Origin of the sequence: Ornithinibacillus proteolyticus, assembly GCF_039581225.1 — a bacterium.
Classification (GTDB): domain Bacteria; phylum Bacillota; class Bacilli; order Bacillales; family Amphibacillaceae; genus Ornithinibacillus; species Ornithinibacillus massiliensis.
Map to the genome: position 1 here is coordinate 1 of NZ_JBCPXV010000016.1, position 13,421 is coordinate 13,421.

General features: G+C 37.7%; 14 protein-coding genes. 6 read left to right on the forward strand and 8 right to left on the reverse strand.

Going from position 1 to position 13,421, the window contains the following annotated elements:
• Positions 1-140: 140 nt before the first annotated feature.
• The 8 genes from AAIB49_RS09315 to AAIB49_RS09350 all read right to left on the reverse strand — a co-directional run bounded on the left by AAIB49_RS09315 (position 141) and on the right by AAIB49_RS09350 (position 8,137).
• Complete coding sequence (locus AAIB49_RS09315; protein ID WP_343457906.1) at positions 141-1,355, reverse strand: MFS transporter; 1,215 nt, start codon at positions 1,353-1,355, stop codon at positions 141-143.
• 239 nt (positions 1,356-1,594) lie between these two features.
• Positions 1,595-1,696 (reverse strand): putative holin-like toxin, encoded by a 102-nt coding sequence (locus AAIB49_RS09320; RefSeq protein WP_343457907.1) that lies wholly within the window; start codon positions 1,694-1,696, stop codon positions 1,595-1,597.
• A 195-nt stretch (positions 1,697-1,891) separates the two neighbouring features.
• The gene (locus AAIB49_RS09325) at positions 1,892-3,292 is read right to left on the reverse strand and encodes a GntP family permease (RefSeq protein WP_343457908.1); all 1,401 of its coding nucleotides are present in this window, start codon (positions 3,290-3,292) and stop codon (positions 1,892-1,894) included.
• An 85-nt stretch (positions 3,293-3,377) separates the two neighbouring features.
• On the reverse strand, positions 3,378-4,394 hold the full coding sequence (gene pdxA, locus AAIB49_RS09330; protein WP_343457909.1) for a 4-hydroxythreonine-4-phosphate dehydrogenase PdxA: 1,017 nt from the start codon (positions 4,392-4,394) through the stop codon (positions 3,378-3,380).
• Positions 4,391-5,689, reverse strand: coding sequence for a four-carbon acid sugar kinase family protein (locus AAIB49_RS09335; protein ID WP_343457910.1), 1,299 nt, complete (start codon positions 5,687-5,689; stop codon positions 4,391-4,393). The genes pdxA and AAIB49_RS09335 overlap by 4 nt, the downstream gene beginning before the upstream one ends.
• A gap of 18 nt (positions 5,690-5,707) precedes the next feature.
• On the reverse strand, positions 5,708-6,457 hold the full coding sequence (locus AAIB49_RS09340) for a DeoR/GlpR family DNA-binding transcription regulator (RefSeq protein ID WP_343457911.1): 750 nt from the start codon (positions 6,455-6,457) through the stop codon (positions 5,708-5,710).
• A 231-nt stretch (positions 6,458-6,688) separates the two neighbouring features.
• Positions 6,689-7,273 (reverse strand): superoxide dismutase family protein, encoded by a 585-nt coding sequence (locus AAIB49_RS09345; protein ID WP_343457912.1) that lies wholly within the window; start codon positions 7,271-7,273, stop codon positions 6,689-6,691.
• Positions 7,274-7,630: 357 nt separating this feature from the next.
• The gene (locus tag AAIB49_RS09350) at positions 7,631-8,137 is read right to left on the reverse strand and encodes a DoxX family protein (RefSeq protein ID WP_343457913.1); all 507 of its coding nucleotides are present in this window, start codon (positions 8,135-8,137) and stop codon (positions 7,631-7,633) included.
• Between the two features lie 324 nt (positions 8,138-8,461).
• Between AAIB49_RS09350 and AAIB49_RS09355 the strand changes: the two genes are divergently transcribed.
• The 6 genes from AAIB49_RS09355 to AAIB49_RS09380 are packed head-to-tail and all read left to right on the forward strand — an operon-like array spanning position 8,462 to position 13,385.
• The gene (locus tag AAIB49_RS09355; RefSeq protein WP_339212952.1) at positions 8,462-9,190 is read left to right on the forward strand and encodes a hypothetical protein; all 729 of its coding nucleotides are present in this window, start codon (positions 8,462-8,464) and stop codon (positions 9,188-9,190) included.
• An 18-nt stretch (positions 9,191-9,208) separates the two neighbouring features.
• Positions 9,209-9,937, forward strand: coding sequence for a hypothetical protein (locus AAIB49_RS09360; RefSeq protein ID WP_343457914.1), 729 nt, complete (start codon positions 9,209-9,211; stop codon positions 9,935-9,937).
• 18 nt (positions 9,938-9,955) lie between these two features.
• Complete coding sequence (locus AAIB49_RS09365) at positions 9,956-10,351, forward strand: GntR family transcriptional regulator (protein WP_339212948.1); 396 nt, start codon at positions 9,956-9,958, stop codon at positions 10,349-10,351.
• 2 nt (positions 10,352-10,353) lie between these two features.
• Entirely contained in the window at positions 10,354-11,220 is an 867-nt protein-coding gene (locus tag AAIB49_RS09370) for an ATP-binding cassette domain-containing protein (protein ID WP_339212946.1), read from the forward strand.
• A 10-nt stretch (positions 11,221-11,230) separates the two neighbouring features.
• Positions 11,231-12,163 (forward strand): ABC transporter ATP-binding protein, encoded by a 933-nt coding sequence (locus AAIB49_RS09375; RefSeq protein WP_339212944.1) that lies wholly within the window; start codon positions 11,231-11,233, stop codon positions 12,161-12,163.
• Positions 12,156-13,385 carry an ABC transporter permease gene (locus AAIB49_RS09380; RefSeq protein ID WP_343457915.1) on the forward strand — a complete coding sequence of 410 codons (1,230 nt, stop codon included), beginning with the start codon at positions 12,156-12,158 and terminating at the stop codon, positions 13,383-13,385. Before AAIB49_RS09375 ends, AAIB49_RS09380 begins: the two co-directional genes overlap by 8 nt.
• Positions 13,386-13,421 lie beyond the last annotated feature (36 nt).

The window sequence follows — 13,421 nt, forward strand, 5'->3', positions numbered from 1 at the left end:
TTGATGTAGTGGTCGGGAAACCAACTATATCTTATCACGAAGAGAGGCCTTTTTTAATTTTAATACCACGCTATAAGCTCTCCGGAACCCCCGGCATAGCCAGGGGTTTTCAAATGACACAAAAAAACGAAGCAATTTAATTAACTTTGCTTCGTTTGTCTAATTGTATGCTCCTTTTTCGTTTTTATAACCATTAATCCATAGACTAGCATGGAAATGAAGATAGAAACCGCCCCAGTTAGATAAATCGTACTATAATTAAACAGATAAGCAATTTGACCAAAGGTTAATGCTCCGAATCCAATTCCTAAATCAAAGAATGAGAAGAAGGTGGCATTGGCCATTCCTTTCCGATTATTTGCCGCTTTTTCAACTGCCCACGCTTGTAATGCCGGCTGAACCGTTCCAAATCCTAACCCATATAGTCCCCCTGCAACTAATAGAACAAAGGTGCTAGGTAACCAGGCTAGTAGAATCATGGCGACTAGTATCATGAAGGTACCTGGCAAGTATACGTATACATGCCCTTTTTTATCATAGATTTTTCCAGCAAAGGTGCGGGAAATAAATAGGAATGCAGCATAAATAAAGAAATATAATTCAATACCAGCTACATCATGATCCATAGCATGTAATGGTAAGAAGGTTGCAATTCCTCCAAATGTAAAGGTAATAAATAATACTAAGATAGAAGGCTGAATCGCCGATTTTTCAAACACATCAAATCTTGGAGTAACAGCTTTGTCAGGGATTTGTTCTACCTTCTTATACCGGACTCTTGAAGAAAGAAGTAGCGCCACTAAACCTAATGCAGCACAAATTAGAAATAAAGTTGCAAATGAAATCTTCCCTACTAATGCCAGTCCTAGCCCTGGACCGAAGGCTAACGCGATATTACCAGAAAGCCCAAAGTAACCAAGCCCCTCACCACGCCTGCTAGCAGGAACGATATCCGTCGCTATCGTACCGGTCGCAGTTGTTGATAGACCCCAACCTACACCTTGAACAATCCGCATAATAATAAGAAACGTAATACTTGCAATAAAGGCAAAGGAACCGATTGAGATGACAAAAATTCCTAACCCAATCATATAAATAAATTGTCGCCCTTTAGTCTCCAATGCGTGACCAGCATAAGGTCTTAAAAGTAATGCTGAAAACGTAAAAATGCCGACTATAACACCGACTAACTGGTCACTTCCTCCCAACTCCTTTACAAAGATTGGAAGTGTTGGTAATGTCATTTGAAACCCGAAAAAGATAAAAAAATTAGCCAGACATATTAGAATGAAGTCTCGCGTCCAAATTTTTTCTTTTATTTCTTCATTTTGTTGTAGTTCCAATTGTGCGCCCATTCTTATCTCCTTTCTTTCGATGCTCGAAATACATTATACATGAGTATGACTAGAATAGGAATGGGGTAAAAAATATAAAAATCCTTTCGAAACCGCGAAAATTTACCTATAGTTGATACGGGTTATGATATACTAAACATAATAGAAGAGTCCAGCTGCCACTGGACTCTATGATAAGCGGTTCCTTTAGGTTCGGCTACTCATGACTCGTGTAGGTCCTCCGTTATGGTGGGCCTATTTTAATTTCTGTTAATCAGGCTGTAAACGAAAGCAAGAAGTGTTAACAGCAATGTCCCGAAGTTTCCAAGCACCATCATGACCTCATATATTCTCAGTAGCATCACCTCCAATAATAAGATGAAGCCGAACACCTATGAAACATTATCTTGTCCCGATTATATATAGCTTTGACAAAAACACGAACATATATTCGTATAAGTGGTTTATTTATATCGATAAAGCTGTTTCTTTTTTCCTACAGCACAAGATTGTAACCAAAATAACTCCCAAGCATCATGACGCTTGAGAGTTATTAATTAAAACATACGAACAACGAAATCTGCAACTACTAGCATTACTAATGCTACGCCCCATGCAATCGTAGTTGGTACAGACCAAACTAGAATTTGCTCTTTCACATTCTTAATACCGAGCATTCGGTTTACTACCCAGAATAAACTATCGTTAAAGTACGAGAATACCATCGCACCTAATGCTGCTGCTTGTGCTGCTAGTACAAGATTTACATCTAATGTAGCTACAATTGGCGCTGAGATAGAAGCAGCCGTAACCATTGCAACTGTTCCACTACCTTGTACTAAACGTACAAATGTCGCAATAAAGAATGGTACTAAAATAGCTGGAATAGACCAAGTAGCAACTTGCTCTGCAATAAAGTCACCAGTACCACTTACACGAAGAACTTCCCCAAGTGCTCCACCAGCACCAGTAACTAATAAAATAATACCAGCTGTTTTGATACCTTCTTCCATACGATCTAATGCTTCAGCTTGGCGGAGCTTGTTTGCTAGCGTATAAATAGCAAATATTAATCCTAGTGCAACAGCTATTACAGGATTACCAAAGAATTTTACATAATCGAGAAATGTTTCATTCATTGCGACTATCCCTGAATCCTGAAGTGCACCCAAGGTAGTATTTAGGAAGATTAAAATAATTGGAATAAGAATTGGCATAATTGCTTTCGTAAAGGAAGGAAGATTCTGTTCTCTTTCTTCCACCGCCTCTAGAAATTCTTTATATACTTCTTTTTCGTCTGGTCTTACAAAGCCTTCCCCTTCTGCTTCAGGAAGTTGATATATTTTATTCCCAATCCATTTTGCATAAAGTACACCGACAATAATAATTGGAACAGAGAATAATAATCCAGTTAAAATCATTAGTCCAACATCTGCACCAAATATTCCTGCTACTCCTAATGGACCTGGTGTCGGTGGAACCGTATGGTGTGTCGCCGCTAAGCCAACAGCTAATGCTACACCTAATGCAACAACTGATTTACCAGTCTTCTTCGAAAGCGCTTTTACTAAAGGTTGTAAAATAACAAATGCTGAGTCAACAAATATAGGGATTGCAACAATATACCCTGCTACAGCCATAGCCCATTCTTCTTTTTTCTTACCGAGCTTCTTTACTAATGTGTAGGCAAGCTTTTCTGCTGCTCCTGAAACCTCTAATATTCGTCCCATCATAACTCCAAGACCAATAATAATACCAATGGAAGCTAACGTACTTCCAAATCCACTTGTTATCGTAGATACTACATCAGTAGGTCTCATTCCTCCGATGATACCGGTTATGGATGCTGCTATTAATAATGCTAAAAATGCATGAATCTTCGTTTTTAATACAAAGAAAATTAGTAATGCAATACCGATAATTAGTCCAATTATCATTTGAACTCCTGATACTTCCATTTTTATTCCCCCATAACAGTGTAATGGCTTTCATTTCACCGGTTTTAAACTGAGGATGACTCGCATCCTCAGTAATTTTTATCCTTTATTCCATTGTGTCTGCAGTGAATTTTGGTGCGTATTGTGCTGCGAGCTTGATGCATTCTTCCATGCTTAAGCTTGCCGCGATGTTTTTACCAGCAATATCAAAGGCCGTACCGTGGTCAACAGATGTTCTTAAGAACGGTAGACCATTGGTAATAGAAATCGTTCTGTGGAAGTCTGTCATCTTGGCAGCAATATGTCCTTGGTCATGGTATAACGATAGCACCGCGTCAAATTTCCCATTCAATGCATGGTGGAAAACAGAGTCAGCTGGTACAGGTCCTACAGCATCAAGTCCATCTTCAATAGCAGCTTCAATACCTGGACGGATTTCTTCTACTTCTTCCATTCCAAATAGTCCACCTTCACCACTATGTGGATTTAATCCTGCAACTGCAATTTTACGGTTTTCGATTCCAAGTCGTTGAAGTGCTTTATCACAACGGTTTAAATAATCACGAACACGCTCTTTTGTCATTTGTGCAATGGCATCCTTAAGTGAAAGATGACGTGTTAAGAAGAAGATACGCATATTTCGTACTTCAAACATGGTTAATGGATCTTTTGTATTGGTCAATGATTCAAGCATTTCCGTATGTCCAATGTAAGGAACACCGGCAGCTTTTAAGGATTCTTTATTGATTGGTGTGGTTGCTAAAGCTTTTACCTTACCTGCTTTTGCTAGATTAACAGATGTCTCAATATACTCAAATGCCGCTTTTCCACATTGTGCCTGAACAACCCCATACTCTAGCTCTGTCATATCAATATTGTTTAAATCAATTAGATCAACCGTACCATATTCATATTGACCTTCCTCTGGGGAAGTAATTACATTCACTGTTAAATCCTTTTCGACAATTTCGATTGCTTTCTTAAAGACGTTCGCATCTCCAACCACAACCGGTTTACACATATCGTAAATCTCTTGGTTAGCTAGTGCTTTCGCTGTAATTTCTGGTCCAATTCCTGCTGGATCTCCCATTGGTATCGCAATAACTTCTCTTACTTTTGTCATCGTGCTGCACTCCTTTTTGTTTTTAAATATTTTACACATGCAAAAATAGATTTTTTATCCCCGACCATACCACCTTTTGTGACGATAGGTAGCCCTGGGAAATGTCCACCTATCAGTGTTCCATATGCTGCAAGTGGTAATACCTCATCCTCTAGCTTAATACCTGAAGCCATGCTTAGCGCACAAAGGGATGCGGTTACATCTCCACCACTTGTAAAACAACCTTGAATAGTGTAATTTGTTTGTTCCATTACTAGTCTCGTTATCTTTGCAAGGCCATCGGTTATACGTTTCGCTAAGGCATCTTGGGTAGCATTTTCCATAGCAGCAATCGATTGGAAATCTATTAAATCGTTTTGCTCCTTGTGGGTTGTAATAATAAGGACATCATCCTGATGGATCCGTTCTAACGCTTCCTTCACGGCACGATTCACTTCTAATTCCCAGGAATCCTTCATAGTAGCTAGTTTTTCAGCTGCTACATAAACAGGTGTAGCATTCGTTTTATCCTTTAAATAATGTAACTGCTGACCTGTTAAACTTGTTACACTACCAACTGTCACAATAACCTTGCTTTGTTCAACATGTTGATGTGAATATGCCCTTGCATAAGATGCTGTTAATGGGCCTGGGTCAGTAGGAATAAGTTGTACTCCTTGAATTTGCACCATTGCCTCAGCAATTTCTTCAATATCTTCATCTGTCACCGCATCCACTACAATGATTCGCTTCCCGTCTTGGATATGGGAATCAAAGGCTGCTTTGATTTTCGCTGAATCCGTTAAGACAGTATCTAATCCGATATGGGCAACTTCAAATTTGCTTTGTTCTTCAATAATAGCTGGTACGTAAGACTGTTTAATTGGCATAACTGGGTCTTTCGCTACATCTGTTTCTTGTACTGGGGCACCATTGACAAGTAAGTAACCACCTGAGCACACTCTTCCTGAGTCTGGAAACGATGGAACGACAACAGCAAGACTATCATCTCCAACTTCATCTAAAATCGTATCAATTTCCAAACCAATCTTCCCTCGAACAGTGCTATCAATCCGTTTACAAATTACTTGTGCACCCCAAGTGCGGAATTTTTCTGTTGCATTTTTTACTCGATTCATGACAATCCGATCAGATGCATATCGTGAATCTGTATCAATACAAACAGCATCTAATTCATCCATTTCTGGAATTTCATCATTAAATACAACAGTCGCCGCTGTAAAGCCTTGTTTACTTAATTTGACACCGGTTGCATTTGCGCCCGTTAAATCGTCCGCAACAACACCAACCTTCATGATGTATCACCTCAGTTGTTATATAATCGGCATAATTTCTGAGAGCTGGTCTTTTACTTCTTCAGAAATATGTTCATTGGTTATAAACCCTGTTAAGCTTTGTAAATCACATACCTTGGACAATGCACGTTCACCAATTTTGCTAGAATCGGCTACTAACCATGTGCTTTCTGCCGCTTCCATCATCAATTGTTTTACTAATGATTTCTCAAATGTTGGTGACATAATACCCGCTTGTAAATCAATGGCATGTGCACCTAGGAAAAATAAATCCGCATGGATGTTTTTTAAAAAGTGATGTGTCTGCGGACCAAATAATGCTCCAACATCATTTTGTAATTCTCCACCGGTTACGATGACTTTCAATTTACTATCAACTAATTCTGCTGCTATTTTTATATCATTTGTTATGACGGTTAAATCTTGTTTAACCTTTAACAATCTAGCAATCTCTAATGTTGTCGTTCCTGAATCCAAAAGGATAATTTGACCGTCTCTCACAAGGGATAATGCTTTCTTAGCAATTTGTCTCTTTTCTTCAGTATGTCGGCCTTCTTTTGTAAGGAAAGGCGTTTCCGGAATAAGGGTACGTGCCGCTACTGCTCCACCATGAACTCGAATCACGCGACCTTCTTCCTCTAGCTGATCTAAATCACGTCTAATTGTCATCGGAGATACATTTAATTCATTGGAAAGTGAATCAATCTCCACTTTACCTTCAAGTTCTATCTTTTCTAAAACCCATTGTCTTCGTTCTGATGGTTGCATCTCATCAGTCCTTTTTCGTTATCTTTTAACACTTTAATGTTAGTAACTAACATCATTATGTTCCATATTCACAAATATGTCAATGATAAATGTTACTTTTTTTCAAAATTTGTTTAAAGTGAACATTTAAATGGTAACTTCTTACCACGTCAAAAAAAGAGAATAGCGATACATTATTCCTTACCACAGAAAAAAGACTCCAAGCTGCTTTACTCGGAGTCCTACTATTGTTTATTCTGCAATTACGCCACAAGCAATTCGGTCACCCGCATTACCAGAAGGCTGCGATTTATAATCATCCGGATTAGCATGGATGACTAATGCTGTTCCACCTTCACGTAATAGTGAATGATCTTTTCCCTTTTCCAATGTCACCATATTGGCTACCACCGTTGTGGACACGGAACCATAAGCCTTCACTTCCACATTGGGTAAGTCACCTGCATGTGGTCCTTCCGGGTGATCGAAGCCATGCTTGGCATTAGTCGGATTAAAGTGTGCACCTGCTGACTCAAAGGTTGGTGCTTCACAGACTCCCTTCTCATGAATATGAAATCCATGTGGACCTGGTGGTAAATTAGAGGCATCGAGGCTAATGCTCACTCCTTCTGATGTCTCCGTTAGCTTGGCATGACCAATTTGCTCACCCTTATTATTTATCAGACTTACTAGAAGTGAATCAGATACCTCTTTCAATGTACCGGTTGTCTCGATACTCGGATTGTCCTCTTGACCGCCATCATGGTTGAGGACTGCTAAAGCCAAAGCTAAAACTACCCCGATGGTTGATACAATAATGACCCATTTTCTAATCATGCTTTTCCCTCCAACTGAATGTTAATTATTTACATTATTCACATGAATAGAAAGGGCTAAACATGTAATTATTCTATAGTTGGAGGAAGTGTCTTTGCAATCTTTGATGGGCTAATGGGAAATGTCTCTAAAATGGAGCAACAATCAATGGAAAATGAGTTGAAGAAATTAGTTCAATTCACATAACCATGAGGCAAGCTTAAAAGAGATTTATATAACGTTACGAACAAAAGACTAATATTAATTGAAAAAAGTGGCGTACCATAATTTATCCTATTTAATGTTTCCTTTTAGAACCTATATTTTATGGTGAATATATGCTGGCCACCCTGTAAGTGACCAGCTTGTTCCTATTCATTATGCCACGGCAACTTTTTCTCTATGCTTACGAATTGGCATATGTGCTTTTAAGAAAGGCATTACCCATCTGTCTAGTCCATATCTTCCAGCATTAAATCCTGCCACTACTAGGAACACGGTTAATAGAACCATTTGTGCATTTGTGCTTACTGTTCCACTGAATAGAAATGCAAAATTCATTGTTAAGCCCATTAATGCTGCGAAGTTAGTGAAAATACCTAGAATGAGTGCAATACCTACTAATATCTCTCCCCACATAACCATAAAGCTAAATAGATCGGCATTTGGGAGAGCTACTGTTTCTAGAAATGTTGCCCACCATCCTTGTACTGCCGGATGATCTCCTCCAGCACTTGCAATCGCACCTTGTAAAAATCCACTTGCATCAAATGTTCCACCAGTTAATTTCCCAATACCAGCTGTTAACCATGCATAACCAATGTAAATACGTATAATTGCTAGAATCCCCGCTGCTACTTTATTTTCCCGAATAACATTCAACATTTAATCCATCTCCTTTTTTATCTTGTTTAATTAATTGCTCACTATTTCACAATATATTGTAAGTGTGTTTCCTTATTACACCTTGATAATAACATGTGAACTTATTTATGTAAATATCTATTTGTGCATTATTTCACAATATATTTTACAAAATTGTGAACGTGCATAATGTGAGCTTTTTAGATAGGTCATAGTATGCGTGGGTACAAAGCTTGAAGGGAACTATTCACAATATTCTATTCTTCCTGTTGACAGAATCAAAAGCTAAAGTTATACTGTGCATATAGATATATACAGTATAACACTTGTGAGGAGGAGACTACCATGAATAGTTGGAAAACGGCATTTCAACTAAATAAGTGGGAGATAAAGAAATCAGTTATTAATATTGTGTTGGCATATCTTGTTACGATCATGTTTACACTCTTTTTCATAAGGGAGTTTTCATCCTATATGGAAAATGGAACAATCTTATTTGATTTTTTATTCCTTTTGCTATTTAGTTCATCTCCACTATTCCCTAAGCCAAAGAACTTTGAAGTTCAGCAATTGCAAAATGGTCTATTTGCTTCACCTATCGTCTGTTTGCAAAAGCAGCTACCAATAAGAGATGAAGTGATTATAACTAGTAGATTGATTATGCACATTCTGTATACATTTCCTATACAGGTTGTAGCACTTTTAATACTATACCTAGCAACACCGTTAACCAATATATTGTCCGTTGGTTCATTTCTGTCCTTTTGTATGATTTGGCTAGCCATTTCCATCAGCTTGGGTTATTCCATTCCGAAATTAAATATCGGTTCGGAAGGATTGGCAGTAACTAATGTAGGTTCCCTAATTACCTTTACCCTATTAACTCTACTAACATTTATGATACTAACCATCTTTCACGTCTTATTTGGACATGGAATTGTATATTGGTCCATTGTATTCGCCAATAATCTTCCACTGTTAGCAGCAGGCATTTCCATCATCATAGCAGTTATTGGATATAAAGCATGGATAGGCTCTATGAGAAAAGCTCTAAAAAAACTTCGTTACGGATAAAGATATGGAGGTTATGACATGCTAAAAGACAATTTTAAAGCTGCTATTCCATTAGTCAAAACAGAAATCAAAATATCATGGAAAAGTTTTATTGGGTTATTTTTATTCTATTCCTTGTTCACCATCTTATTTTTGATAACTCTTCAAAATCAAGAGGATAGATTTGTCGGGTTGGATTTGTTTTTCTTACTGCTATTTATTTACGGTCCCATATGGCACAGACCTATGGGATTACAATTTCAACGAATCAGTGGTCATACATGGGTGTCGCCAACGGTTGTTATGGGCTTAAGCTTACCAATTAAGAAACAAACTATTGTATTGAAATCTATCATTCACTATTTTTTAAGCTCATTCCCATTTCAATTATATATGTTCCTCATGCTTTATCTAGTTAGTCCAGAAATAAAAAGCATGATGGAACTAGATGCCTATATTTCATTCGCCATTATTTGGCTATCATTCGGTATTTATATAGGCTATAGTGCACTTATTATAGATATTGGAACTAATAATAATGGTTCGCGGCTTACAACTGTCCTATCTGTAATACTATTACTTGGTATTGTAATATTAATCCTATCTTTTCCAACCTTCTTTACTTACGGAATAGTAGAATGGACCATTATTATTGCCAAAAAGTGGACGCTTCTTTCTGCGATTCTATCCATTATGGCGGCCATTATTGGATTGAACTATTGGAAGAACAAAATGGTCAAACAATTTAAACAGGTTGATTTCCTCTAATAGAAAGGAGTGTATATCGTGGAACTTCCTATCAGGATTTCAAAGGATTCAAGAGAGCCTATTTATCACCAAATCGTGAACCAATTTAAGGCCCTTATTGCTGGTGGTCACTTATCTGCTGGCACACCACTTCCTTCTATCAGAGTCTTATCAAAGGATTTAGAAATTAGTATTATTACAACACGAAGAGCCTATCAAGACCTGGAGGTGCAAGGCTTCATTAAAACCTCTCAAGGGAAAGGGACATTTGTCGCTGATATATCTGAGGATTTAAAACAAGAGGTCAAAGTAACCTCTGTCTATAACGTCTTAGAAAATGCTATTGATACCGCACTAAGCTATGACTACAGTCTAAACCAAGTTAGGAAGATTTTTCTCGAACTACTGGAATTGAAAGAGAAAGGAGATAATTAGCTATGAATTCGAATTCTCTACTATATATTGAAAATCTTGAGAAAGATGTAGATGATTTTCATCTTGGTCCAGTTAATTTATCAATAGAACCCGGAACGATCACCGCAGTAGTCGGAAATAATGGCTCTGGTAAAAGTACACTACTGAAATTAATCATGAATTTATTACAGCCACAAATGGGAAATATCAAAGTAAACAATATGTTAGTCCACGGTGATAATGAAAATTGGAAGCAGTTTGTTGCCTACCAGCCCCAAACCACTATAGGCTGGGATTCATTCACTGGTACGATGTTAAAGGATTTAATTGCCCCACTTTATCCAAATTGGGATGAGCGTCTATACCAGAAAATGATTGAATTATTTCATGTTCCAGTCGATAAAAGGTTTGGTAAACTTTCACAGGGTGTCCAACAAAAATTAAACCTTGCCCTAACCATCCCTAGAAACGCACCACTACTTATTTTAGATGAGCCTACCAATTTTATGGATATCCCATCTAAGAAATTATTAATCGATTTATTAGTAGATTGGATGGAGCCTGGCAATCGTTCCATTATCATTGCAAGTCATCAAATTGATGATATTAGGAAACTTTCCGATTACTTATTCGTACTACATAACGGGGAAGTAATTGGTAACTTTGAAAAAGAGGAACTAATGGAACATTATGCCCGTTATTGGCTAGCTGGTGCCGTTCCAGAAACCCCAATTCCTGGTGCCATATCACGTGAGGGGAATGTTTTAATTTCAGATAACCCATCAGAAACAGAACACTTTCTTGAAATGAATAACGTGAAATGGAATAACCGTAGTTCACTTGAAATGGAAGACATTATTACCCTATTACTAACAAAAAAAGAACTATAGGAGGAATAACATGGAAGTTATGCTGACCGTAGAAGGGTTAAGAAAATCCTTCAAAGACAAACAGGCTTTAAAGGGGATTTCCTTTGAAGTAAGGAAAGGCGAGATCATGGCCATCTTAGGTCCTAATGGTGCTGGTAAATCCACCACGATTAGAAATATTATGGGGATTATGTATCCCGATGAAGGATCGATTACGTTTCATAACCATCAAGGAAAAGAAATTCCTCGCAACAAGATAGGCTATTTGCCAGAAGAACGCGGGTTATACAAGAATGTGAAAGTCATGGATATTTTACTGTACTTAGCCGATCTAAAAGATTATCCACTAGATAAAGCAAAAGAACGGATTCTCATGTATTTGAAGAAATTTGATTTAGAAGGAAAAGAAAAGGTTTCAATGGAAGAGCTATCGAAAGGGATGGGGCAAAAGGTACAATTTATCGGTGCTATTCTCCATGAACCGGAACTCTTAATATTAGATGAGCCTTTTTCTGGTCTAGATCCTGTTAGTCAAGAGCTGTTTAAAGAAGAAATTCGTAGTCTTGCAGATAAAGGGACAGCAATTCTATTATCTTCTCACCAGATGAATCTAGTCGAAGAAATGTGTGACCGTCTCTTTATGATTCAAAACGGTCAGAAGGTTATCTATGGAACATTAGATGAAGTGAAAACGAAATATGCTAATTTTAAATGTACAATCCGTGGGAAAAATGCTCGCCAAGATTTAGAACGTATCCCCTCTGTTCAACGTGTAGAGGAGAAAGACGAAACAACCATTCTATATCTTGATTCAGATGTCGAGCCTACAAGCTGGCTTAAAAACTTGCCATCTGATTTAACTGTACATGAATTAAAAATCAATCGTATTTCTTTACATGAAATCTTCATCGATATTGCGACCAACAGGAAGTTAATTCAGGAAGCGGGTGATCTAGATGCGTAATTCAATGAAAGTAGCAAAATGGGAAATCAAGCGTAATTTAAAAAATAAATCATTTGTTATTGGTTTATTCCTTACACCACTATTAATTCTAGCGTTCGGATTTCTAGGAAGCCTATTTGGTTCTGATAGTGAATCAACTGAGGTAACTATCTTTGTTAATGATCAGATGAATGTATTTGATTTAATGGAAGAAACAGCTGACCAGTATGATTTAGATTGGGTATTACACCAAACCGATTTAACCGAAAATGAGATTCAAGAAGAGCTAGAAAATGGTGAGAATACCGCTTACATCTTTCTTAACTCGGAAAGCTTAGAGTCGGGCGCAATCCCTGTCTATACTACAGAGGATATGCCTTCAAGCTTTAGTAGCGAGGTAAATCTTTTAGCGGGACCATTACAACAGCAGAGAATTTCCAAGTTAGACTTAACAGATGAGGAATTAGCAATCATTTCAACTAGTGTACTGTTTGAAGAAGTAGCTGTTGATGAAATCATGACGGAAGATGGGCAGGAATCTGTGCTGGAAGATAATCCGTTAGAAAAAATTGTTCCGGGTCTCTTTGCAGGAATCATACTATTCTCCATCGTAATCACTGGTATGATGATTTTCCAAAGTGCTTCTCAGGAGAAAAAGGATAAAATTGCGGAGATTATTCTTTCATCCGTGACACCTAGTGAATTAATGAATGGTAAGATTATTGGTTATTTTGTTCTTGGTATTATTCAAGTGGTGGTATTGCTTCTATTTGTTGTACCATTTGCAGCATTCAAAATAGATGAGCCCGTAATGGAGTACTTATTAGTTCCGGAAACCTTGCTATTAGTGTTAATTGCAATTCTAGGTTATCTACTATTCGCATCCATTTTCGTTGGGATTGGTGCGACAATGGCTGATATGTCTACAAGTGGTAACTTCCAAGGGCTAGTCATGATGCTTCCATTCCTATCATTCGTGTTAATTGCACCAGTCCTTTCTGATCCAAGTGGCTTAGTTGCTAAGGTCGCATCATATATTCCATTCACCTCCCCAGGTGTTCTTATTATGCGCCTAACCGTATTAGAGGAATGGCCATGGATTGAAATCCTAATTGCTTTAGCTGTTCTGCTGATTAGCATCTTCGTATTTATGAAGCTTGCTGGTAAGATCTTTAAAGTTGGAATTTTAATGTATGGTAAAAATGCTACACCTGGCGAGATTTGGAAGTGGATTCGTTCTTAATTCACATATGAAGAGGCCAGACCTTATTAAATAGGG

Bases quoted from the DNA above. Each gene is read 5' to 3' on its own strand.
- AAIB49_RS09315 (WP_343457906.1), bottom strand. From the start codon at position 1,355: ATGGGCGCACAATTGGAACTACAACAAAATGAAGAAATAAAAGAAAAA.
- AAIB49_RS09320 (WP_343457907.1), bottom strand. From the start codon at position 1,696: ATGCTACTGAGAATATATGAGGTCATGATGGTGCTTGGAAACTTCGGG.
- AAIB49_RS09325 (WP_343457908.1), bottom strand. From the start codon at position 3,292: ATGGAAGTATCAGGAGTTCAAATGATAATTGGACTAATTATCGGTATT.
- pdxA (WP_343457909.1), bottom strand. From the start codon at position 4,394: ATGACAAAAGTAAGAGAAGTTATTGCGATACCAATGGGAGATCCAGCA.
- AAIB49_RS09335 (WP_343457910.1), bottom strand. From the start codon at position 5,689: ATGAAGGTTGGTGTTGTTGCGGACGATTTAACGGGCGCAAATGCAACC.
- AAIB49_RS09340 (WP_343457911.1), bottom strand. From the start codon at position 6,457: ATGCAACCATCAGAACGAAGACAATGGGTTTTAGAAAAGATAGAACTT.
- AAIB49_RS09345 (WP_343457912.1), bottom strand. From the start codon at position 7,273: ATGATTAGAAAATGGGTCATTATTGTATCAACCATCGGGGTAGTTTTA.
- AAIB49_RS09350 (WP_343457913.1), bottom strand. From the start codon at position 8,137: ATGTTGAATGTTATTCGGGAAAATAAAGTAGCAGCGGGGATTCTAGCA.
- AAIB49_RS09355 (WP_339212952.1), top strand. From the start codon at position 8,462: ATGAATAGTTGGAAAACGGCATTTCAACTAAATAAGTGGGAGATAAAG.
- AAIB49_RS09360 (WP_343457914.1), top strand. From the start codon at position 9,209: ATGCTAAAAGACAATTTTAAAGCTGCTATTCCATTAGTCAAAACAGAA.
- AAIB49_RS09370 (WP_339212946.1), top strand. From the start codon at position 10,354: ATGAATTCGAATTCTCTACTATATATTGAAAATCTTGAGAAAGATGTA.
- AAIB49_RS09375 (WP_339212944.1), top strand. From the start codon at position 11,231: ATGGAAGTTATGCTGACCGTAGAAGGGTTAAGAAAATCCTTCAAAGAC.
- AAIB49_RS09380 (WP_343457915.1), top strand. From the start codon at position 12,156: ATGCGTAATTCAATGAAAGTAGCAAAATGGGAAATCAAGCGTAATTTA.